This window comes from Micromonospora sp. NPDC023737 (assembly GCF_040639715.1).
Taxonomy (GTDB): domain Bacteria; phylum Actinomycetota; class Actinomycetes; order Mycobacteriales; family Micromonosporaceae; genus Micromonospora.
Genome location: NZ_JBFAAL010000012.1, coordinates 31,349 through 53,148, shown reverse-complemented (window position 1 = coordinate 53,148; position 21,800 = coordinate 31,349). Strand labels below are relative to the sequence as shown.

At 71.0% G+C, this 21,800-nt stretch carries 13 protein-coding genes and 2 tRNA genes; 3 read left to right on the top strand and 12 right to left on the bottom strand.

The annotated features are described in order from the left end of the window. Positions 1 to 67: 67 nt before the first annotated feature. From AB0F98_RS23080 to AB0F98_RS23065, 4 genes are all read right to left on the bottom strand, one after another. Positions 68 to 144: transfer RNA gene (locus tag AB0F98_RS23080), tRNA-Ile, on the bottom strand. A 277-nt stretch (positions 145 to 421) separates the two neighbouring features. After that, positions 422 to 1,663, bottom strand: a complete 1,242-nt coding sequence (locus tag AB0F98_RS23075; RefSeq protein ID WP_357738984.1) for an NAD(P)/FAD-dependent oxidoreductase — start codon at positions 1,661 to 1,663, stop codon at positions 422 to 424. After that, on the bottom strand, positions 1,656 to 3,776 hold the full coding sequence (locus AB0F98_RS23070) for an MMPL family transporter (RefSeq protein WP_357738551.1): 2,121 nt from the start codon (positions 3,774 to 3,776) through the stop codon (positions 1,656 to 1,658). Before AB0F98_RS23070 ends, AB0F98_RS23075 begins: the two co-directional genes overlap by 8 nt. Before the next feature lie 256 nt (positions 3,777 to 4,032). Continuing rightward, positions 4,033 to 4,108 (bottom strand) — tRNA-Asn (locus AB0F98_RS23065). Positions 4,109 to 4,389: 281 nt separating this feature from the next. Here AB0F98_RS23065 and AB0F98_RS23060 point away from each other — a divergent pair. The 3 genes from AB0F98_RS23060 (at position 4,390) to AB0F98_RS23050 (ending at position 9,529) form a co-directional block, all read left to right on the top strand. Then, the gene (locus tag AB0F98_RS23060; RefSeq protein ID WP_357738548.1) at positions 4,390 to 4,767 is read left to right on the top strand and encodes a hypothetical protein; all 378 of its coding nucleotides are present in this window, start codon (positions 4,390 to 4,392) and stop codon (positions 4,765 to 4,767) included. Between the two features lie 273 nt (positions 4,768 to 5,040). Continuing rightward, complete coding sequence (locus tag AB0F98_RS23055) at positions 5,041 to 8,370, top strand: ThuA domain-containing protein (protein WP_357738546.1); 3,330 nt, start codon at positions 5,041 to 5,043, stop codon at positions 8,368 to 8,370. A gap of 91 nt (positions 8,371 to 8,461) precedes the next feature. Further along, positions 8,462 to 9,529 (top strand): sugar phosphate isomerase/epimerase family protein, encoded by a 1,068-nt coding sequence (locus AB0F98_RS23050; protein ID WP_357738543.1) that lies wholly within the window; start codon positions 8,462 to 8,464, stop codon positions 9,527 to 9,529. A 150-nt stretch (positions 9,530 to 9,679) separates the two neighbouring features. Here AB0F98_RS23050 and AB0F98_RS23045 read toward each other — a convergent pair whose 3' ends face one another. From AB0F98_RS23045 to AB0F98_RS23010, 8 genes are all read right to left on the bottom strand, one after another. Continuing rightward, positions 9,680 to 10,687, bottom strand: coding sequence for a sugar phosphate isomerase/epimerase family protein (locus AB0F98_RS23045; protein WP_357738539.1), 1,008 nt, complete (start codon positions 10,685 to 10,687; stop codon positions 9,680 to 9,682). Positions 10,688 to 11,189: 502 nt separating this feature from the next. Then, positions 11,190 to 13,307, bottom strand: a complete 2,118-nt coding sequence (locus AB0F98_RS23040; protein ID WP_357738536.1) for a lectin — start codon at positions 13,305 to 13,307, stop codon at positions 11,190 to 11,192. 76 nt (positions 13,308 to 13,383) lie between these two features. After that, the gene (locus tag AB0F98_RS23035) at positions 13,384 to 16,254 is read right to left on the bottom strand and encodes a ricin-type beta-trefoil lectin domain protein (RefSeq protein ID WP_357738533.1); all 2,871 of its coding nucleotides are present in this window, start codon (positions 16,252 to 16,254) and stop codon (positions 13,384 to 13,386) included. Between the two features lie 304 nt (positions 16,255 to 16,558). Next, a complete protein-coding gene (locus tag AB0F98_RS23030) occupies positions 16,559 to 17,626 on the bottom strand; it encodes a polyprenyl synthetase family protein (protein WP_357738530.1) in 1,068 nt (355 codons plus the stop codon). Further along, the gene (locus tag AB0F98_RS23025) at positions 17,623 to 19,029 is read right to left on the bottom strand and encodes a nucleotide pyrophosphatase/phosphodiesterase family protein (protein WP_357738527.1); all 1,407 of its coding nucleotides are present in this window, start codon (positions 19,027 to 19,029) and stop codon (positions 17,623 to 17,625) included. Before AB0F98_RS23025 ends, AB0F98_RS23030 begins: the two co-directional genes overlap by 4 nt. Continuing rightward, positions 19,026 to 20,264, bottom strand: coding sequence for a metabolite traffic protein EboE (gene eboE, locus AB0F98_RS23020; RefSeq protein WP_357738524.1), 1,239 nt, complete (start codon positions 20,262 to 20,264; stop codon positions 19,026 to 19,028). Before eboE ends, AB0F98_RS23025 begins: the two co-directional genes overlap by 4 nt. Continuing rightward, a complete protein-coding gene (locus tag AB0F98_RS23015) occupies positions 20,264 to 21,130 on the bottom strand; it encodes a TatD family hydrolase (protein ID WP_357738521.1) in 867 nt (288 codons plus the stop codon). Before AB0F98_RS23015 ends, eboE begins: the two co-directional genes overlap by 1 nt. Further along, the gene (locus tag AB0F98_RS23010; RefSeq protein ID WP_357738518.1) at positions 21,130 to 21,750 is read right to left on the bottom strand and encodes an EboA domain-containing protein; all 621 of its coding nucleotides are present in this window, start codon (positions 21,748 to 21,750) and stop codon (positions 21,130 to 21,132) included. The genes AB0F98_RS23015 and AB0F98_RS23010 overlap by 1 nt, the downstream gene beginning before the upstream one ends. Positions 21,751 to 21,800 lie beyond the last annotated feature (50 nt).

Genomic DNA, 21,800 nt, shown 5'->3' with positions numbered 1-21,800 from the left:
GGGGCGACCGTAGCGCGTTCGCACCACGAGTAGCACCACGGGAAGGTCGCGGATCTAGCGTTATACCTGGTGGGGCGGGCGGGACTCGAACCCGCGACCGAGGGATTATGAGTCCCCTGCTCTAACCGGCTGAGCTACCGCCCCGGCACCGCGCGGATCTTATCCTGGCCGGTCGATCATCGGCCAGGGGCGGAACCAACGCTGTCGCTCATCGGCATCGCCGGTGCAGCAGCACGATGGGCAACGCGAGGATAACAGCGTGCAGCCTGCCCGCCGGGGCGACGCCCCATAACCGGTCCTCGTCGCTCCGGCCGCCGCCGGAACGAGCCGGGACGGCCGGGTTCGGAACGAGCCGGACGGCCGCCGCCGGGACGAGCCGGAACGGCCGGCGCCGCGCGCATCCGGATCGGGCCGTCGACGCTCACGTCCCGCCGTCCCGGAGTTGCCTCAGCACCGCGCCCGCGGCCCGCCAGCCGCTCGTCAGCGCCCCCTGGATGGACGGGCTGTCCCGGTGGTCACCGGCCACGAAGAGCCCGTCGCCGAGCGCCACCGGCTTGCGCAGCCGCCCCTGCGGCGGCGGTGCGGCGGGCAGCGCCTGGGGAACGGTGACCGTGCTCAGGTGCGTCCAGTCGGCTGTGGAGCGACCGTAGAGCCTATCCAGTTCCAGTCGTACGGCCGGCTCGGGTGGGGGCGTCGGACCGACCACCGAGGTGGCCACCAGGTGCCGCCCGGCCGGCGCGTACGTGGGCGCGGCCCGGCTCGCGACCACCGTGTTGGTGATCAACTCACGACGATCGCCGTCGAGGAGCAGGATCGGCTCGTCGACCGGGGGCTGGTCGGTGCTGTGGTAGTAGGTCGTGTAGCTGTGCATGCGTACCGCTCTCAGCGCCGGCAGCAGCGTGGCGGCCGCCGGCGGGTCGACGGCGACCACGACGGCACGGCAGCGGATGTCGCCGGCCTGGGTGCGGACCCGCCGGGGAGCGACCTCGGCGACCGGGGTGTCCAGGTCGATGAGGTCGGCCGGCAGCGGTGCGGCGACCGCCCGCGGCAGCGCTGCCATACCCTCGGCGGGCAGACCGTTGCGGCCGCGGGCGAACGAGCGGAGCACCATCGCGAAGACCCGGCTGGAGGTCTCCAGTTCCCGGTCGATGAGGACGCCGGAGAGGAACGGGCGGATCAGCTCCTCGATGAGTGCGTCGGAGAGCCCGGCGCGGCGCAGCGCGACCTCGGTGGTGGTCTCCGGCGCGTCGAGCAGCCGACCGGCGGGCAGGGTGGCGCAGCCGGCGGCCAGCCCCGCGAACCGGAGCCGGTCGAGCAGTGTGCCGACCCCGGCGAACGCGGTGCCCGGCGCGCCGACCGGTTCGCGTAGCGGGTTGACGAGCCGGACCAGCCGGTCACCCTTGCGGACCAGCACACCGGAGGTGAAGTACCCGAGTCGCAGGCTGTTCACGTCGAGCAGGGCGCCGAGCCGCGGGTAGGCGGTGTTGAGCACCTGGAAGCCGCGGTCCAGCAGGTAGCCGTCGACCTCGTCGGTGGCGATCCGGCCGCCGAGCCGGCCACCGGCCTCCAGCAGGCGCCAGGGCACGCCCGCACGGTGCAGCCGGCGGGCGGCCGCGAGGCCGGCCAGCCCGCCCCCGACGATGACCACGTCCGTCTCAGCCAGTGTCACGGCGTCCCTCCGCACGGCTCGTCCGGGCCAGTCGGCCCGGCCACCAGATGGTCGGACCAATGTCGTACGCGAGCGCGGGCACCAGCAGCGAGCGCACGACGATGGTGTCGATGAGTACGCCGACCGCGACCGCGGTGCCCAGCTCGACCAGGACCACGAGGGGCAGCACGGTGAGCGCGGAGAACGTCGCGGCGAGCACGATGCCGGCGGAGGTGATCACGCCGCCGGTGACCGCGAGGCCGGCCAGGACGCCGGCTCGGGTGCCGCGCCGCACCGACTCCTCGCGGACCCGGCTCATCAGGAAGATGTTGTAGTCGATGCCGAGGGCGACCAGGAAGACGAAGGCGAAGAGCGGGAACGCGGCGTCTACGCCGGGGAAGTCGAAGACGTGGCGGAACAACACGCCGCAGAGCCCGAGGGTGGCCGTGAACGAGAGCAGCACCGTCGCGATCAGCAGGAGCGGGGCTAGCAGGGCGCGCAGCAGCAGGGCCAGGATGACGGCGATGACCGCCAGCACGACCGGGATGATGACGTTCTGGTCCCGCTCGGCGGCGGCGGTGATGTCCACGTTGGTGGCGGTGAAACCGCCGACCAGGGCGTCCGCGTCGGGTACCCGGTGCACCGCCGCGCGCAGGTCGCGGATGGTTCGCTCCGCGCCCACGCTGTCCGGCGGGTCGGTGAGCGTCGCCTCGAGCTGGATCCTGCCGTCGACGACCAACGGCGGGCCGGGTGGCCCGGAACCCGCCGTCCGCTCGCGGGTGACCGGTCCGACGTCGGCCACCCCGCGGGTGCCCTGGGCCGCCTCGGTGACCTGTCTCGCGGCGGCCTGGTTGGCGATGATCGTGGCCGGGCTGCCGGTGCCGGCCGGGTAGTGCCGGGCGATCACGTCCTGCCCGGCCACCGAGTCGGTGCGTTTGGTGAACAGGTCGGACTGGCCCAGCGTCGTGGTGCCGAGTTGGGTGAGACCGATCGCGAGCACACCCAGCCCGACGGCGGTGATCAACCAGACGGGGCGGGCGCGGCGGGCCACGAAGCCGGCGATCCGGCTCCAGATGCCGTGCCCGATCTGCGCGGCGGCCGGGTCGTACCGGGGCCGCCGCGGCCAGAACGCCCACCGACCGCCGAGCACCAGCAGCGCGGGCAGGAACGTGAGCATCACCAGCAGGGTCGCGGCGATGCCGACGGCGGCGACCGGGCCGAGCGCCCGGTTGGAGTTCAGGCTGGAGAGCAGGAGGCAGAGCAGACTCAGGATGACGGTGCCGCCGGAGGCGATGACGGCCGGGGCCGCGCCCCGCCACGCGGCGCGCATCGCGTCCCACGATCGCTCGTGCCGGTGCAGTTCCTCGCGATAGCGGGCCACCAGCAACAGCGCGTAGTCGGTGCCGGCGCCGAAGACCAGCACGGTGAGGATCCCCTGTGCCTGCCCGTTGAGGGTGACCAGGTCGGCGTCGGCGAGCAGATAGACGAAGAGCGACGCCAGGGCGTACGACATCCCGGCGGCGAGCAGTGGGAAGACCCAGAGCACCGGGCTGCGGTAGACCACGAGCAGGATCACCAGCACCACGCAGAGGGTGACCAGCAGGAGCGCCCCGTCGATGCCGGAGAAGACCTCGATCAGGTCGGCGAGCAGGCCGGCCGGGCCGGCGACGTCCACGGTGAGCCCGCCACCACCGTCGCCGGTGATGTCGCGCAGTTGTTCGACGACCGTGCCGATCCGTTCTCCCTCGGCGTCGTCGATCGGTACGACCACCTGCAACGCCTGCCCGTCCGCGCTGGGAATGGGCGGCGGCAGCGGCCCGACCACGCCGGGGACCTGGGCGAAGCGGGCGGCGTCGGCGCTCACCTTACGTTTGTCCGCCTCGGTGAGGCCGGTGGCGCGTTCGTAGACGACGAGGGCGGGCGTCGTCTCCCGCTGGATGAATCCGCGGGAGAGCTCCTGGGCCCGGGTGGCTTCCGCGTCGGCGGGAAGGAACGCGGCGTTGTCGTTCGTCGCCACGTCGGAGAGCCGTCCCGAGTACGGGCCGGCGAGCCCGCCGACGACCAGCCACGCGAGCACGACGACGAGCGCGACCAGTGTTGCCCGGCCGCGACCCAGCGCTCCGGACATCCGCCCCCACCCGTGAGTCGACGTACCGACGGACGTAGGCGATCCCTGTCGCCGGCACCGCTCATCCTGCCCGGCCGACCGGGCATTTTCGGGTGAAACGGACCAAATATCATCAACACCGCGCGCTCTTCGGACATGCCGGACGCCCGGGCGCGGAAGGCCCGCCGCAGCGGCCGCACGTGGGGTGGGACACGGTCGCCATCGGCCGCGACGGGAACGACAAACGCCCGCCGGCAGGACCGACGGGCGCTTCGAGTGGCTCCCCCGATTGGACTCGAACCAATAACCTGCCGGTTAACAGCCGGCTGCTCTGCCAATTGAGCTACAGGGGACTGCCGTTGCCCGGTTCCGGATCTCTCCGGCCCCGTGCGACGGAGACAAGAGTACAGGATTCCCGGGGGTGTTGGTCCAGGGGGTTACCGTCCCGAGCACGCGGGCGTTCGGGCGGGTGGCAGAATCGGCAAGTCGGACAAATCGCCATCAGGGCACAAGCAGGTATGAGCGCGGAGCAGGATGGGTAGTTAGCTGGACGACAGGACGCAGGCGCGAGTTGGTCGTACCGCCGGGAGTGAGCTCGGCGGACGACGGCGCGTCAGGTACGGAAGGAGCCGCCATGCGCGGAAAACTGATGTTTCTTGGCGGGCTGGCTGCGGGCTTCGTCCTGGGCGCCCGTGCCGGCCGGGAGAAGTACGAAGAGCTGATGATGCGGGGCCGTAAGGTGCTCGACCACCCCACCGTGCAGGAGGCGGCGGGCGTCGCGCAGGCCCAGGCGACCCGGCTCTACAGCGAGGGCAAGGACAAGCTCGGCCAGACCAAGCTGGGCGAGAAGCTGACCGGCAACGGCAGCAAGCACGGCTTGACCGCTGCCGACGACGCCTTCGCCGGCTCGCCGGCCACCGTGGGCGCGAAGTCCGGCCCGAACTCGGCCAGCGGTGGTGCGGCCGCCGGCTCGACCACGTCCAAGCCATCCGGCTCGGGCAGCACCCTCTGATAACAGCGCGTACGGACCCGGCCGCCATTCTGGCGGCCGGGTCTGTGACGTGTCCACGCATGTCAGATGGTTCGGCCGGAACCCTGACGACTTTCTCCGATTGAAGCAAAAGTTCGGCCGCATAGACGAAAACTTTTGGCGCTCGCCTCTTCTATTCAGTGTCGGGCACCAATATCGTCCTGCATAGAACCTGGCCAGGCTCTCGGTACTCCCGCGACCTCCTCAGCGACGTCACGACGCTGAGGCGGACCCGCCCGACCAGAGCGAGGTTCGATGCGCAGACCCATCGGCCGAAGAGCCGCCACCTACCTGAGCCTTCTCACCCTCGTCGGCGCGACGCTCGTCGCGACCGAACCGCACTGGGCCGCACCGGCACAGGCCGCACCGGCCCCAGACAGCAACGGCATCCAATACAAGGTGCTCGTCTTCACCCGGTCCGCGAACGGCGACCACGCCGCAACCGCCGCCGGCGTGGAGGCGATCCGGGAACTCGGCAAAGACCGCCGGTTCACCGTGGAGGTCACCGACGACGCCCGGAAGTTCGACGAGCCGCATCTCAAGCAGTTCCGCACCGTGGTGTTCCTCAACACCTCCGGCGACGTCCTCGACGACGACCAGCAGGCCGCATTCGAGCAGTACTACCGCGACGGCGGCGGATTCGTCGGCGTGCACTCCGCGATCGAGGCGGAGCCCGGCTGGGCCTTCCTCGACAACGTGCTCGGCACGCGGGCCGTCGGTGCCCCCACGCCGCCCAGCGCCGCCAGGGTGACGGTCGCCGACCGGGTGCACCCGGCGTCCGCACCGCTGCCGGAGCGGTGGGACACCACCGACCGGTGGTACAACTTCGCAGCCAACGTCCGGGGTGTCTCGCACGTCCTGGCCACGGTGGACGAGAAGACGTACAGCGGCGGCAGCATGGGCTTCGACCATCCGATCACCTGGTGCAAGGACTACCAGGGCGGTCGTTCGTTCTACACCGGACTCGGCGCCACTCCGGAGAGCTACGGTGGCGCCGACCTGCGGGCCCACCTCGCCGGAGCGATCCAGTGGGCGTCCGGAACCACGAACGGCGACTGCGGTGCGACGGTGTTGGCCAATTACCAGATGACGGTCATCGGCGCGCAGCCGAACGTGAACGAGCCGATCGGCTTCGACGTGCTGCCCGACGGCCGGGTGATCCAGACCGACCGCCGTGGCGGCGTACGGCTGCACGACCCGGAGACCAACACGACCAGCGTGCTGGCGCAGATCCCGGTCTACACCCACAGCGAGGACGGGATGTACGGCCCGGCGATCGACCGGGACTTCGCCACCAACAAGTGGGTCTACCTCTACTACGCGCCGCCACTGAACACGCCGACCGGCGGCGCGCCGACCACGAGCACCGACCCGGCGACCTGGGACCCGTGGAAGGGCTACTTCCAGCTCTCCCGGTTCAAGTTCGTCGACGGCGAGACGCCGAGCCTGGACGTGGCGTCGGAGCAGAAGATCATGCAGGTGCCGGTGGACCGGGGCGCCTGCTGCCACGTGGCCGGTGACATCGCCTTCGACTCCCACAACAACCTGTGGCTGGTCACCGGTGACGACACCCCGGCCGGCGGCGGCGGGTCCGGTGGCTTCTCCCCGCACAACGACTCGGTGAGCGCCACCGGCGTCTACCAGGCGCCGTTCGTGGACGCCCGGCGCAGCTCGGCCAACACCAACGACCTGCGCGGCAAGCTCCTCCGCATCACCGTCGCGCCGGACGGCAGTTACACGGTGCCGGCGGGAAACCTCTTCCCCGAGGCGCAGGACCCGGGCGACAAGACCCGGCCGGAGATCTACGCGATGGGCTTCCGGAACCCTTTCCGGCTCACCCTTGACAAGGACGACCGCGCCTACGTCACCGACTACTCACCGGACTCCTCGACCCCGGCGGTCGGGCGAGGGCCGGCGGGCACCGGCCGGATGATGGTGGTCGACAAGCCGGCCAACTACGGCTGGCCGATGTGCGTGCAGCCGAACCTGCCGTACATCGAGATGAACTGGACCACCAACCCGATCTCCCCGGTCGCGCCGTTCGACTGCGCGGCACCGCGGAACACCTCGCGGCACAACACCGGCCTGACCGACCTGCCCGCGGTGGAGAAGTCTGAGCTCTGGTACTCGTTCCAGGCACCGACCCCGTGCCCGGAGTCCTACCTGTCCACCCCGACGCAGACCTGCCCCGTGCTCTTTCCCGAGTTGGGCACCGGCGGGGTTGGGCCGCACGGCGCGGCACGCTACGACTTCGACCCGGAGCTGAGGTCGGAGACGAAGTTCCCCGCGTACTTCGACGGCTCGATCTTCTTCGGCGAGTTCACCCGGGACACGCTCAAGGAGATCCGGCTGGACGGCCAGGGCGACATCCTGAAGATCAACGACGTGCTGAACTGCGGCCAGGGGCCGAGCACCCCGGCGAAGCCGTTCCTCTGCGACAACCCGATGGACATGAAGTGGGGTCCGGACGGCAACTTCTACCTGCTGACGTACGGGGACGGGTTCTTCAACGTCAACCCGGACGCGGCGATGCTGAAGTTCAGCTACGTCAAGGGCCTGCGGGCGCCGACCGCGGTGGTCGCGGCCGACCGCACCAACGGCGTCGCGCCGCTGACCGTCAACTTCAGCAGTGAGGGGTCGAAGGACCCGGACCCGGCGGACTCCATCACGTTCGCCTGGGACTTCGACGGCAACGGCACCACCGACTCCGTCGACCCGAACCCGACGCACACCTACACCGCCAACGGCGTCTACACCGCCCGGCTCACGGTGACCGACTCCAGCGGCAAGACGGCGTCGGCCAACACCACGATCACGGTCGGCAACACCGCGCCCACGGTCACCGTCGACACCCCGCTGGAGGGTGGCTTCTTCAGCTGGGGTGACTCCATCCCGTGGTCGGTGACGGTCACCGACCCGGAGGACGGACCGGTGGACTGCGCCAAGGTCGAAGTGACCTTCGTCCTCGGTCACGACAGCCACGGCCACGGCGAGGCCAACCAGTTCGGCTGCTCGGGCGTGCTGCCCACAGATCCGGACGACGCCTCGCACGGCGGATACATCTACGGCGTGGTCAGCGCGACCTACACGGACCGGGGGGCCAACGGGCAGCCCGCGCTGACGACCGTGGACCAGCAGGTCATCCAGGACAAGCGGCAGGAGGTCGAGTTCGCTGCCGACCAGTCCGGCACCACGGTCGGCACCAGCGCCGACAGCGGTGGCGGGCAGCAGCGCGGCAGCCTCGACCCGGGCGACTGGATCGCGATCAACGGCACGGTGAACCTGCTCAACATGCAGTCGGTCACCCTGCGTACCTCGGGTGGCAGCGCGGCCACCGCCGGGCAGCCCCGGTTCGGCGTCGAACTGCGGCTGGACTCGCCCACCGGCCCACTGCTGAACACCGCCGTGATCAACGCGACCAGCGGCAACAACGCCTACACGAGCACCACCGTCCCGATCACCGACCCGGGTGGCGCGCACCGGCTCTACCTCCGGTTCACCACTGTCCCCGGCGGCCCGACCAGCGGTTTCGGAAACCTGAACTGGATCGAGTTCGCCGGTCAGGGCATCGGCGTCACCCCGTGACGCCGGGGTCGCGGGGCCGCCAGGGGCGGCCCCGCGGCCACCGCCCACCGTCCGCAACACCGGAAACCAGCACCGAGAGAGGCAGCAGCAGATGAACAGTCAGCACGGAATGAGTCGTCGCCGGATGCTCGGCGCCCTGGCCGGCGTCGCCGGCGCGGCCGCCGTCGGCGCCACCGGCCTGGGCACCCCGGCCGTCGCCGGCAACGGCCTGCTCGTCCCGACCGGCAAGCGCGGCATCATCCTCTACAGCGTCCGGGACCGGATCAGCGCGGCCCCGGACGCCACGGGTGTGCCGTACGGTTTCGAGCGGGTGCTCGCCCGACTCGCCGAGATCGGCTACAAGGAGGTCGAGTTCGCCGGCTACACCCAGCACACCTCGATCCTCGGCCGGCAGATCACGCCGGAGGAGATTCGCAAGATCCTCGACGACAACGGGCTGCGCGCCAACGGCTCGCACGCCTCCGTCCCCGGCACCGTCAACCCGACCACCATCGCCCAGTTCGAGCAGACCCTCGACACCGCCGAGATCCTCGGCATGACCCACATCGGCACGGGTAGCGACCCGACCGGCAGCAACTACAAGGCCGACTGGGACGCCGCCGTCGACCGGTGGAACACCTTCGGCGAGATGGCCGCCGCCCGTGGGCTCAAGCTGTACACGCACAACCACGACGCGGCGTACGACTTCCTGCGCGACAGCGGGCCGCTGGACGCCCAGGGTCGCCCGACCCGGTCCTCCGGCGTCCGAAAGCTGGAGTACTTCATCGCGCGGACCAACCCGGAGTGGGTCTGGTTCGAGATGGACATCTACTGGGCGCACGTGGCCCAGCACCGGTTCCGCAGCTACACCGACCCCGACGGGGTGACCCAGACCAGCATCTTCGACCCGCTGGCCGTGGTCGCCGCGCAGACCATCCGGTTCCCGCTGTTCCACGCCAAGGACGGCACCTACGACCCGGCCAGCGCGGCCGGCTACGCGATGGTGCCGCTCGGCGAGGGCGACATCGACTACGGCAACTTCTTCGCCAACATGGGCGCGAAGGGTTACCACAACCCGATGTGGGAGCAGGACAACGCGCCGGGTGGCGCCACCGACCCGGGCCGCTCGCTGCGGTACGCGGAGATCAGCTACCAGCACATGTCGGGTCTGCGGGGCTGACCGACCCGACATGTGAACGCCGGGGGCCGCATCCGTGCACGGATGCGGCCCCCGGTAGCTGCTGGACCGGGCCCACGGGCCCGTACGACCGTTCGTCTCCCGCCGCCGGCTGGCCGGGAGCGACGGGTTGTCTCCCCTGGCCCCGGCGGGTCAGTCCTTGCTGCTGAACGCCGCGTCGAACGCGGCGTCGGGCGCGTCGAAGGCGAGCCGGCGGACGAACTGGAGCGCCTCCGGCGCACCCACGAGCCGGTCCATGCCCGCGTCCTCCCACTCGATCGAGATCGGCCCGTCGTAGCCGATCGCGTTCAACGCCCGGAAGCAGTCCTCCCAGGGCACGTCGCCGTGACCGGTGGAGACGAAGTCCCAGCCGCGGCGCAGGTCCGCCCACGGCAGGTGCGAGGCGAGCCGGCCACGCCGGCCGTCACCGGTGCGCACCTTCGCGTCCTTGCAGTCGACGTGGTAGATCCGGTCGGCGAAGTCGAAGATGAAGTTGACCGGGTCGAGCTCCTGCCAGACGAAGTGCGACGGATCCCAGTTGAGCCCGAACGCCGGCCGATGGCCGATCGCCTCCAAGGCCCGCTTCGTCGTCCAGTAGTCGTACGCGATCTCGCTGGGGTGCACCTCGTGCGCGAAGCGCACGCCCACCTCGTCGAAGACGTCGAGAATCGGGTTCCACCGGTCGGCGAAGTCCTGGTAGCCGCGCTCGATCATCGACGGCGGCACCGGCGGGAACATCGCCAGCGTGTGCCAGATCGACGAGCCGGTGAAGCCGACGACGGTCTTGACGCCGAGCTTCGCCGCCGCCCGTGCGGTGTCCTTGATCTCCTCGGCGGCGCGCCGGCGTACCCCCTCGGGCTCACCGTCGCCCCAGATCCGTGCGGGCAGGATGTCCTGGTGCCGCTCGTCGATGGGGTGGTCGCACACGGCCTGGCCGACCAGGTGGTTGGAGATCGTGTAGACCTTCAGGTTGTGCTTGGCGAGGGTCTCCTTCTTGCGCTCGACGTACGAGTCGTCGGCCAGCGCCTTGTCGACCTCGAAGTGGTCGCCCCAGCAGGCGATCTCGAGACCGTCGTACCCCCACTCGGAGGCGAGCCGGCACACTTCGTCGAACGGAAGATCGGCCCACTGGCCGGTGAAGAGCGTGATTGGTCGCGCCATTGTCCTTCTCTCCCCTGTGGTGATGGGGATTCCGTACCTGCGGACCGGGGCGAGGGTGACCGGGGGTGCCCGGCGAGCGCGGCGATGCCGACGGGTACGCGTACGCACCTGGACCCGCCGGGTTGCGCCTCCCGCCGGGTCGCCGGCCACCTCCACGATCGCCGCCCCCACTCTATGGCCGCCGCCACCGCCACGGAAGCCCCACCTGTGAGCGGCGACCGGCAGCGGGCGGAGGCGACGGGCAGCGGCCGGCGGCAAGCTTCCCGGGGCCCTTCGGTGCGGGCGCACCTGGTGCCGGCGTGTCGTGATCCGGGTGGGACGACCCGGCTGGATCGTGATGACTCAGAGGCATGAATATGCCTCTGAGTCATCACGATCCAGCGGAGGTGCGACGGGCGGCGGTGACCTGTCGGCGTCGGGCCGGCTCCACGCCACCGCCCACGGCGCCGGCCACCGCGCCCGCCCGACCACACCTCACGACAGCCTCGGGGCAGGGCAAGGGTCAGGGCAGAATCCACCGCTGGTTCGCCGCACCTGTGCAGGTCCACAAATGCACAGGCGTGCTGTCCGCCGAGTTGTTACCCGACACGTCCAGACACTTACCCGACTGCGGATTACGCAACGTCCCGTCAGCCTGCGCCGACCAGTTCTGCGCACCCGTACCGTTACACGTCCACAACTGGATCTTCGTCCCGTCGGCAGACCCACCACCCGACACGTCCAGACACTTACCCAACGCCCGGATCGTCGAATTCGCGGTCACCGTCCAGCTCTGCGCGGCGCTGCCGTTGCAGGTGTAGAGCTGGATCTGGGTGCCGTCGGCCGTGGCGCCGCCCCGCACGTCCAGGCACTTACCGGCCAGCCCCCGAACCGGACCCACCCCCGGCGTACCGCCACCGGTCCCCTTCACCAGCGTGAACTCGTCCACGTCGAACAGGCCGCCACCGGACCCGGTGAAGGTCAGGTAGAGGTTCTGCGCGCCCGACGGCACACCGGAGAGCGTCGTCGTCACGTCGGCGAACGTGGTCCAACTGCCGGTGTTCGGCACCGCCACCGAGCCGAGCACCGGGCCGGTGGTCGAACCCGTACGGACCTGGATGGTGCCGCCCGGGCCGCCGGAGACGACCCGGGCCCGGAACGAGGTGACGCCGGTCAGGTCGACGCCGTTGTACGCCGCCCAGTCGCCCGGGTCGATGTAGCCGAGCGTCTGGCCGCCGTTCGCGCCGGGCTTGCTGAACGCGCTGACCCCGCCGGCCGAGCTGAACGCCTCCGCCTGGACGGTGGCGTTCCCGCCCGGCGGGGGCGTACCCCCGAGCTCCTTGATCCGGACGTTGCGGAACGAGACGTCGTCGCCGGTGCCGTGGTTCTGCAGGCCGATGTGCCCGGCGAGCGAGCGGGCCGGGTCGGTGTTCGTGAAATCGTTGATCTTCGTGCCGTTGAGGAAGACCTGGAGCCGCTCTCCCTCGACGAGCAGTTCGTAGGTGTTCCACTCCCCCGGCGGGTTCAGTGCCGCGTCGCGGGCCGCGAGGTCAGCGGATTTGAAGGTGTAGACCGCCCCGGTGGTGCGGTCGGCCGCGTCGGTGGCGTCGATCTGCACCTCGTACCCGTTGTCCACCGCTGACCAGGGGTCGCTCGACGGTGGGAAGCCGATGAAGACACCGGAGTTGTCGTCGCCGGCCATCCGCCAGTCCAGCTTCAGCGAGTAGTTGGTGAACTGCTTGGCGCTGTACCAGGACAGGCCCATGCCACCGACCGAGGTGAGGGTGGCGTCCGCGTTGGTGAAGTTGCCCGGCCCGGCCTGCGACCAGCCGGTGGTCGAGCCGTTGTAGAGGGCGGTGTAGCCGGTCTCGGGACGGCAGTCGGCCTTCGTCCGGCCGGCCGCGTACCGGATGCCGCCGAGCAGGTGGGCGCGGAACGCGGGCTCGGCGTACGACGCCTGCGTGTGGCCGCCGCCGGTGTAGAAGGCGCGGCCGCCGTTGTACGTCTTGCACCAGGAGTGCGGGTGGTCGGCGCCCATCCCGCCGCCCGAGTAGGACGACTCGTCGAGGGTGGTCAGCACCCGGGCCGTGGAGCGGGCGTTGGTCTGGTAGTTGTACCACTCGTCGGTGCGGGTCCAGGTCTGCGGCAGATGCGCGCTCGCCGCGTGCGCCCGGTTCTCCACCTTGACGTTGGCCTGCTGGATGGCCGGGTGCGAGGCGAAGTACGCGCCGACCAGGTTGCCGTAGAAGGACCAGCCGTACTCGGTGTCGGCGGCCGCGTGCACCCCGACGTAGCCGCGACCCGAGCCGATGTAGGACTCGAAGGCGGTCTGCTGACTGGCGTTGAGCACGTCACCGGTGGTGTTGAGGAAGACCACCACCTCGTACTGGGCGAGGTTGCCGGTGGTGAAGGCGGCGGCGTCCTCGGTCGCGGTGACCGTGAAGTTGTTCGCCGCGCCGAGGTCGCGGATGGCCTGGGTGCCGACCGCGATCGAGTCGTGCCGGAAGCCGGCGGTCTTGGAGAAGACCAGCACGTCGTACGGGGCGTCGGCCGCGCTGGCCGGGGTTGCCGGGCTGGTGCAGGCGATGACGGCGAGGGCAGCGGTGGCCCCACCGAGGACGGATCGCAGAAGTCTGCGCATCTCAGCTCTCCTCAGACTGGTCAGGAGGGGCCCCTCCCCCACGATATGCGTCGACAAGGGGCCCTTCCGCCTCAACTCAGGGCAGGATCCACTTCTGATTCGCCGCACCTGTGCAGGTCCACAAATGCACAGGCGTGCTGTCCGCCGAGTTGTTACCCGACACGTCCAGACACTTACCCGACTGCGGATTACGCAACGTCCCGTCAGCCTGCGCCGACCAGTTCTGCGCACCCGTACCGTTACACGTCCACAACTGGATCTTCGTCCCGTCGGCAGACCCACCACCCGACACATCCAGACACTTACCCAACGCCCGGATCGTCGAATTCGCGGTCACCGTCCACACCTGCGCCGCACTCCCATTACACGAATACAGCTGAACCTGCGTACCATCCGCCGTCGCCGCACCACGCACATCCAGACACTTGCTCGCCAGACCCCGAATCGGGCCCGTGCCGGACGTACCGCCGCCGGTGTTCAGGGTGAAGGTGTCCACGTCGTAGAGCGCCCCGGTGCCCGACCCGGCGAACGTCAGGTAGAGCGTCGTGGTGCCGGTGGGCGGGTTGGTGACCGTGCCGGTGACCGTGGTGAAGGTCTCCCAGCCGCCGGTCACGGGCACGGTGGCCGACCCGATGACGGTGCCGGTGGCCGAGCCGGTCCGCAGCTGGAGGGTGCCGCCGGCGCCGGCCGACGAGACCCGGGCGGTGAACGAGGTCACGTTGCCGACCTGGTAGGGCTCGAAGGCGATCCAGTCGCCGTTGTGGATGTCGCCGACGGTCTTGCCACCCTCGGCCGCGGCCTTGTCGAAGGTGTTGATCCCCGACGAGGTCTTGAAGTGCTCGGCCTGGCGGTGCCGGGGTTGGAGGGTGTGCTGGGTGTGGGTGGTGAGGCCGCCCGCGTCGGTGTACTCGGCGTCGAAGATCGCGAAGATGTTCGCCGCGTAGTCGTGCTCACCGTCGACCGGGATCGCGATGGTGCCGGAGCAGCCGTTCTGCGAGGTGATCTGGTGCCCGTGCTGGTCGTGGCCGAGCACGTAGGTCATCTTGACCTTGGTGCAGTCGATCGTGCCGTCCTCCGGGTCGGTGACGGTGATGCTGAACGGCACCGAATCCCCGAAGGAGAAGAGCTTGCCGTTCCCGGGGTTGGTGATGGTCACCGTGGGCGCGGTGTTGCCGACGTTGATCACCACGTTCGCGCTGCCGGTGGCACCCTGTGGGTCACGCACGGTAAGGGTGGCCGTGTACGTGCCGTTGGCGGTGTAGGTCTTCGTCGGGTTGGCCGCCGTGGAGGTGGTGCCGTCGCCGAACGCCCACTGGTACGTCAGCGCCCCGCCGTCGGGGTCCGACGAACCCGCCGAGGAGAACGTCACGGTCAGCGGGGCGGCGCCGGAGGTCTTGTCGGCTGCCGCCCGGGCCGTGGGCGCCCGGTTGCCGCCGCCGATGTAGTCGAAGCGGTAGAGCGCCGAGTTCGCGTCCCCGTTGAAGTAGCCGGTGCCGTAGTCGAGGACGTAGTACGCGCCGTCCGGGCCGAAGGCCGAGTCCATCACCTGCTTGCCGGTCCACGGGAAGGCGTCGATGGTGCCCCGGGAGCCGTCCGCGTTGACGTGGATCGGCTTGATCCAGCCACGGCCGAACTCGGTGGCGAAGAACTGACCGTCGAAGGACTGCGGGAACTTCGTGGTCGAGGGGTTGGCGGCGTTGTACCGGTAGACCGGACCACCCATCGGAGACTCCGAGCCGCCACCGAACTCGGACGGGCTGCCCGCGTCACCGCCGTAGCGGATCCAGGCGGGCTGCGCCGGCGGCAGGGTGGGCCGACCGGTGTTGCGGAACGAGTTGTTCGTCGGGCCGCCGGCGCAGTTGAACTTCGGGCCGGTGGCGTTGGTGGCGAAGTTCCACTCGTTGTACGTCTCGGTGCTGGTGTTGGTGCCGGTGCAGTACGGCCAGCCGTAGTTGCCCGGCCCGGTGACCCGGTTGAACTCGACCTGACCCGACGGGCCGCGGGTGGCGCTGGTCGAGCCGGCGTCCGGCCCGTAGTCGCCCACGTAGACGATGCCGGTGGCCTTGTCCACGCTCATCCGGAACGGGTTCCGGAAGCCCATCGCGTAGATCTCGGGACGGGTGCCCGACGTACCGGGCGCGAAGAGGTTCCCGGACGGTGTCGAGTAGGTCCCGTTCGCGTTCACCTTGATCCGGAGGATCTTGCCACGCAGGTCGTTGGTGTTTCCGGCGCTGCGTTGCGCGTCGAACCCGGGATTGCGGTTGGTGCGTTCGTCGATCGGGGCGTACCCGGCGGAGTCGAACGGGTTGGTGTCGTCCCCGGTGGAGAGGTAGAGGTTCCCGGCGGCGTCGAAGTCGATGTCGCCGCCGACGTGGCAGCAGAGGCCCCGGTCGGCGGGCACGTCGAGCACGTCGACCCTGCTGGCCTGGTTGAGGGTGAAGTCGGCGTTCAAGGTGAAGCGGGACAGCCGGTTGACGCCCTGCCAGGCGGAGAAGTCGGTGCCGGTGGCCGGTGCGTCGCCGGCCGGAGTGGAGAGCGGCGGCGCGTAGTAGAGGAAGATGTGCCGGTTGCTGGCGAAGTTCGGGTCCACTCCGACGCCCTGCAGGCCTTCCTCGTCGTGGGTGTAGACGGGGATGGTGCCGGCCACGGTGGTGGTGCCGTTCGCGTCGGTGCGCCGCAGCGTGCCGTTGCGCGCGGTGTGCAGCACCGAGCGGTCCGGCAGCACGGCCAACGACATCGGCTCGCCCAGCTCGGCGACGCCGCGGGCGAGCTCGACCTGCTGGAAGTCGGTGGCGTTGATCGGGTGGGCCTGAGCCGGGGTGGGGCCGCCGAGGGCGGTGGGGCCTGCGGCGAGGGACACCGTGCCGGCCCCGACGACCAGCAGCAGGGCCGAACAGGCGGTGAGTCGACGTCGAGGTCGGTGGTGTTTTCTGTCCGGTTTGGACATCGTGGGGCTGTCCCTTCCTGACGATTGGCTGCCAGGCGGGGCGCGCGCCGACGCGCCGGGGCCGTAGCGGGGGTTGCGGTGGGGCCCGCCGGTGTGCCGATCCGGCCGGCCGTGAGCACTCCGACGCTGGAGCCACCCGCGCGGAGGTCACCAGTCGATGGGTTACCGCGCCGCCGGTTCACCTCGACGAAACAGTGGTGGTATTGGCCACGACATTAAGTTATGAACTTGAATGTGTCTATACCTTCTGCCAGGCCGAGCCGGACTTTCGCTCCACCGGTCGAAAGTCGCGGGAAGAGGCCGGTCAGGAGCGCCGTTCGATCGCCTGCTCGGCGAGGCCGACCAGCGCCGTACGGGTGGCGTCGTCCACCGGCGCGCACTCGAGCGCCGCCAGCGCCTGCTCGGTACGTACCCGGATCATCTGCTCGATCCGGATCCGCGCGCCGGTCGCCTCGATGATCGTGCGCAGCTCGGCCGCGCCGTCGGCGTCCAGCTCCGGGTTGCCGAAGAGTTCGCGCAGCCGGGCCGTCTGCGTCCGGTCGGCGGCGCTGCGGGCCAGCGCCATCATCACCGTCGGCTTGCCCTCGCGCAGGTCGTCCAGGATCGACTTGCCGGTGACCGCCGGGTCGCCGAAGACGCCGAGCACGTCGTCGCGGAGCTGGAACGCGTCGCCCAACGGATCGCCGAACTCGGCGAACCCCTCGATCAGCTCCGGCGATCCACCGGCCAGTGCCGCGCCGATCTGCAACGGCCGGGTGACCGTGTAACGGGCGGCCTTCATCCGGATCACGGTCAGCGCGCTGGCCACCGAGCCGTCCCCGACCCCGGAGACGAGGTCCAGGTACTCCCCCGCGATCACCTCCGTACGCATCAGGGCGAACATGGCGTACCCCCGGTGCACCTGCTCGGTGGGCAGGCCGCACTCGTGGAACATCTGATCCGACCAGGCGGCGCAGAGGTCCCCGCAGAGCAGCGCCGTGTTCCGCCCGTACGCCTCCGGGTCGCCCCGCCACGACGAACGCGCGTGCAGGTCGGCGAAGAGCCGGTGCACCGACGGCTCACCCCGGCGGCGGTCACTGCCGTCGAGGATGTCGTCGTGGATCAGGGCGAACGCGTGGAACAGCTCCAGGGCGGCCGAGGCCACCACGATGGGCGCCCCGTCCGCACCACCGGCACCGCGCCAGCCCCAGTAGCAGAAGAGCGGGCGCAGCCGCTTCCCACCGGCCAGCACGAACCGCTGCAACGCGGTGAACACGCCGCGCGGCGCGCCGTCCGGCCAGTCCGGCCCCTGACGGTCGAGGAACGCGGCCAGCTCGGCGTCGAAGCGCGCCCGCAGGCCGCTCGCGTCGGTCGGCGCAACCGTGACCGTCACCGGGTGTCCTCCTTCGTGGCCGCGCCAAGCCCGGCGAGCTCCAGCAGCAGCGACTTCACGTCGGTCGCCGCGAGACGCTCCCGGGCCGCGGCCGGGTCCGAGCAGAGCAGCACCGGCCCGTCCGCCGGGTCGGCGGGCAGCCGTCCGTGCGAACCACGTACCGCCCGCGCTCCCGCGTCCAGCCCGACCACACTCATCAGGTAACGCATGCCGAGCTTCTTCCGGGCCAGCGCCACCGCTGCCCGACGCTTGGCCGCCGCGGGAGCGGCCGGGTCGAAGAAGAGCTCGGCCGGGTCGTACCCGGGCTTGCGGTGGATCTCCACGAGCCGGGCGAAGTCCGGCGCCCGGTCGTCGTCCAGCCAGTAGTAGTAGGTGAACCAGGCATCCGGCTCCGCCACGAGCACCAGCTCGCCGGCCCGCTCATGGTCCAGCCCGTATGCGGCCTTGCCGTCGGCGTCCAACACCTCGGCCACCCCGGGCAGGCCGGCGCAGAGCTTCGCCACCGCCGGTACGTCCGCCGGGTCCCGCACGTAGACGTGTGCGACCTGGTGGTCGGCGACCGCGAACGCCCGGGACGTCCACGGATCCAGGTACTCCATGCCGGCCTGGGTGTGCACCCGTAGCAGCCCCTCGGCACGCAGCAGCCGGTTGACGTCGACCGGGCGGGACACGTCGGTGATGCCGTACTCCGACAGCACCACCACTGTCGCGTCCCGGGCCGCGGCGGCGTCGAGCAGCGGGCCGAGCACCACGTCCAACTCGGCCGCGGCGGCCGCGGCCCGGGGCGAGGAGGCGCCGTGCCGTTGCAGGTCGTAGTCGAGGTGCGGCACGTAGACCAGGGTCAGGTCCGGCGCCTGGTCGGCGAGGATCTGCTCGGCCGCCCGGCAGATCCAGGCGGAGGAGGCCAGCCCGGCGCCCGGACCCCAGTAGCTGAAGAGCGGGAAGGTGCCGAGCCGCCCGGTGAGCGCCTCGTGCAGCTGCGGCGGGTCGGTGTAGCAGTCCGGGTCCTTACGCCCGTCGGCGTGGTAGATCGGCCGGGGGGTGACCGTCCAGTCGACGTCCGCACCCATCGCGTACCACCAGCAGACGTTGGCCACGGTGTAGCCGGGCTCGACCCGCCGGGCCGCCTGCCAGAGCTTCTCCCCGCCGACGAGGGCGTTGTGCTGCCGCCAGAGCAACACGTCGCCGAGGTCCCGGAAGTACCACCCGTTGCCCACGATGCCGTGCCCGGCGGGCGGCTCCCCGGTGAGGAACGTGGACTGCACCGAGCAGGTCACCGCCGGCAGCACGGTGCCGAGTTCGGCCTGGAAGCCACGCTCGGCGACCGCCCGCAGGCGCGGCATGTGCGCCAGCAACCGGGGGGTCAGCCCGACCACGTCCAGCACCACCAGACGACGACTCATGCCGGCACCTCGCTCCGCTCGACGCCGCTGCGCGGCGCTCCCTGATCTGGCACGCCCGCCGGGCCGACGGGCGCGAGGCCGAGCGCGGTCAGCTCGGCCCGGGCGAAGGCGAGCTCGGCGGCGATCCCCGAGGCCAGCTCCGCGTCGGTGCGGGGGCGCCGCGCCTCCGGCAGCACCCCCCAGGTGTACGTCTCGACGTCGAGGTGGTCGCAGCCCGCGTCCGGACCGCTGAACAGCTCGGTCAACGCGGCGCGCAACACCGGGACGGTGGACTCCAACGGCGCCTCGGGCGGCGCGTGCAACGGCACGTGGTAGTGCACCCGCCACCGCCCGGGCAGCCGCGCGTCGAGCGCGGCGTCGAGGTCGTCCGCCGCGTACGCCGGATCGGCCGGGTCGTCGCCGCCCGCGCAGCCGGCGGCCCGGGTCTGGTGCAGGAAGCGCGGCTCGACCCAACGTCGGAGCGCCTCGGCGGAGCCGACCGGGTCGGCCGCCTCCAAGGCGGCCGAGACCTGCACCTTCACCACGGGCAGGCCGGCCGCGCGCAGCCTGGTCAGCGCCTCGGCCGGCTCCTCCCAGGCGCACGCGAGGTGCGCGAGGTCGACGCACACGCCGAGTCGATCGGTGTCCATCGCGGACAGCATCGCCGCGGATTGTCTCGTGCTCTCCACCAGACAGCCGGGTTCCGGCTCGAACCCGACCCGGATTCGTCGGCCGGTGTCCCGCTCCACCTCGGCCAGCCCGGCGGCGAGCTGGTCCAGCCGGGTACGGGCCGTCGCGGCGCGTCCGGCGTCCCACGGCGACCGCCACGCCAGCGGCAGGGTGGAGATGGAGCCGCGGGCCGCGTCGTCGGGAAGCAGGTCGGCGAGGATCCGGGCCAGGTCCAGCGTGTAGGCGAGCCGGTCCGGCGTGGTCCAGTCCGGGTGGTAGACGTCGCCCTTGACCACCGGGGCCTGGAAGGCCGCGTACGGGAAGCCGTTGAGGGTGACCACCTCCAGGCCCCGGGCGGTCAGCTCGGCACGCAGCCGGAGGCGGGCCGCCGGCTCGGCGGCCAGCGCCGCGGCGACCGGGGCGGCCAGCCAGAGCCCGAGCCCGAGCAGGTCGGAGCCGAGCTGCTGCCGGACCGGGACGGCGTAGGTGTCCAGTTGCGCGATGATGCCGGCGAGGTCCTCGGCCGGATGCACGTTGGTGCAGTAGCCGAGGTGCACGAGTTCGCCGGACGCGTGCCGCAGCCGCATCAGCTGCCTCCGCGCAGGATCGAGTTGCCGGCGAAGGTCGCGGGCGGCGGGTCGAGGTCGGTGACTTCTACGTCGGTCAGGTCGAGCCGCTTGGACTGGCCGTAGAACTCCACCGGGTTGCGCCACAGCACCTGGTCGACGTCGTCGGCGGTGAACCCGGCCGCCAGCATCGCCTCGGCGGTGGCCCGGGTGAGCAGCGGGTCCGAACGGCCCCAGTCCGCGGCCGAGTTGACCAGCATCCGCTCGGTGCCGTGTTCCCGCAGGATCTCCACCATGCGGGGCGGTGACATCTTCGTGTCGGGGTAGATGGAGAAGGCGAGCCAGCAGCCGGTGTCCCGAACGAGCTTCACGGTGACCTCGTTGAGGTGGTCGAGCACCACCCTGCCGGGTTCGATGCCGGACTCGCGGACCACGGCGAGGCTGCGTTCCAGGCCGCGGGCCTTGTCGCGGTGCGGAGTGTGCACCAAGGCGGGCAGGTCGTGCGCCACGGCGAGCGCGAGCTGCGCGGCGAACGCCTCGTCCTCCTCCGGGGTCATCGAGTCGTACCCGATCTCCCCGACCGCCACCACGCCGTCCTTCTCGAGGTAGTTCGGCAGCAGGTCGAGCACCGGTCGGCAGCGCGGGTCGTTCACCTCCTTCGGGTTCAGCGCGATGGTGGCGTAGTGCCGTACGCCGAACTGCCCGGCCCGGAACGGCTCCCAGCCGACCAGCGAGTCGAAGTAGTCGGTGAACGAGGCGGGACTGGTACGCGGCTGCCCGAGCCAGAACGCCGGCTCCACCACCGCTCGCACTCCGGCCGCGGCCATCCGCTCGTAGTCGTCGGTGGTGCGCGAGGTCATGTGGATGTGCGGGTCGAAGATGCGCATCACGCCTCCGTGGCGGTGGGTCGGCCGGAGCCGGCGGTGAGCCGGCCGAGCAGGTCGGTGGCGTCCGCGGGCATGTTCCGCCCGGCGGCGTGCCGTTCGTCGGCGAGACCGGCGAGCATCACGGCCAGCTCGCCGTCGGCGCGGGCGTCGAGGTCGGCCACGGCGGCCAGCGGCACCCCGGTGAAGACGCACTTCAGGACCGCCTGCCGCCACGCGGCGGCGTCGAGGTGCCGGGCGTACGGGCCCAGTGCGGCGGCGAGCAGCCGTGTGTCGTTGGTCCGGATCGCGTCGTGCAGCAGGGGTACCGCCGCCGCGCCGATCGGCAGCAGCGGCAGGGCCTTGAGCACGGCCCGCTTCTCGGCCGCGTCGCCCCGCCGGTAGAGGCTGTCGGCGTATTCGGCGTGGTCGGCGGGCAGGGTGGTGAGCAGAAGTGCGCGGGCGGCCTCGTCAGCGGTCCAGCCGGGTGTGTCGGGCAGCGCGGCCCGACCGCAGCGCCGGCCGGCGGCCGGGAAGAACCTGGTGATCGTGGCCGGGTCGACCGCCACCTGCCGCAGCGCCTCGTCCAGCCAGTCCGGGTCGGGTACGCCCCGCAGGGCCACCCGGAGATGATCCACTGTCATCGTGCCTCCCCTCGGCGCCGCTCCGGATCCCGGAGCCTGCGCGTATCGCC

Coding starts and splice junctions, on each gene's coding strand:
- AB0F98_RS23055 (WP_357738546.1), top strand. CDS start 5,041: ATGCGCAGACCCATCGGCCGAAGAGCCGCCACCTACCTGAGCCTTCTC.
- AB0F98_RS23015 (WP_357738521.1), bottom strand. CDS start 21,130: ATGCGCATCTTCGACCCGCACATCCACATGACCTCGCGCACCACCGAC.
- AB0F98_RS23035 (WP_357738533.1), bottom strand. CDS start 16,254: ATGTCCAAACCGGACAGAAAACACCACCGACCTCGACGTCGACTCACC.
- AB0F98_RS23050 (WP_357738543.1), top strand. CDS start 8,462: ATGAACAGTCAGCACGGAATGAGTCGTCGCCGGATGCTCGGCGCCCTG.
- AB0F98_RS23025 (WP_357738527.1), bottom strand. CDS start 19,029: ATGAGTCGTCGTCTGGTGGTGCTGGACGTGGTCGGGCTGACCCCCCGG.
- AB0F98_RS23040 (WP_357738536.1), bottom strand. CDS start 13,307: ATGCGCAGACTTCTGCGATCCGTCCTCGGTGGGGCCACCGCTGCCCTC.
- AB0F98_RS23070 (WP_357738551.1), bottom strand. CDS start 3,776: ATGTCCGGAGCGCTGGGTCGCGGCCGGGCAACACTGGTCGCGCTCGTC.
- AB0F98_RS23045 (WP_357738539.1), bottom strand. CDS start 10,687: ATGGCGCGACCAATCACGCTCTTCACCGGCCAGTGGGCCGATCTTCCG.
- AB0F98_RS23060 (WP_357738548.1), top strand. CDS start 4,390: ATGCGCGGAAAACTGATGTTTCTTGGCGGGCTGGCTGCGGGCTTCGTC.
- eboE (WP_357738524.1), bottom strand. CDS start 20,264: ATGCGGCTGCGGCACGCGTCCGGCGAACTCGTGCACCTCGGCTACTGC.
- AB0F98_RS23010 (WP_357738518.1), bottom strand. CDS start 21,750: ATGACAGTGGATCATCTCCGGGTGGCCCTGCGGGGCGTACCCGACCCG.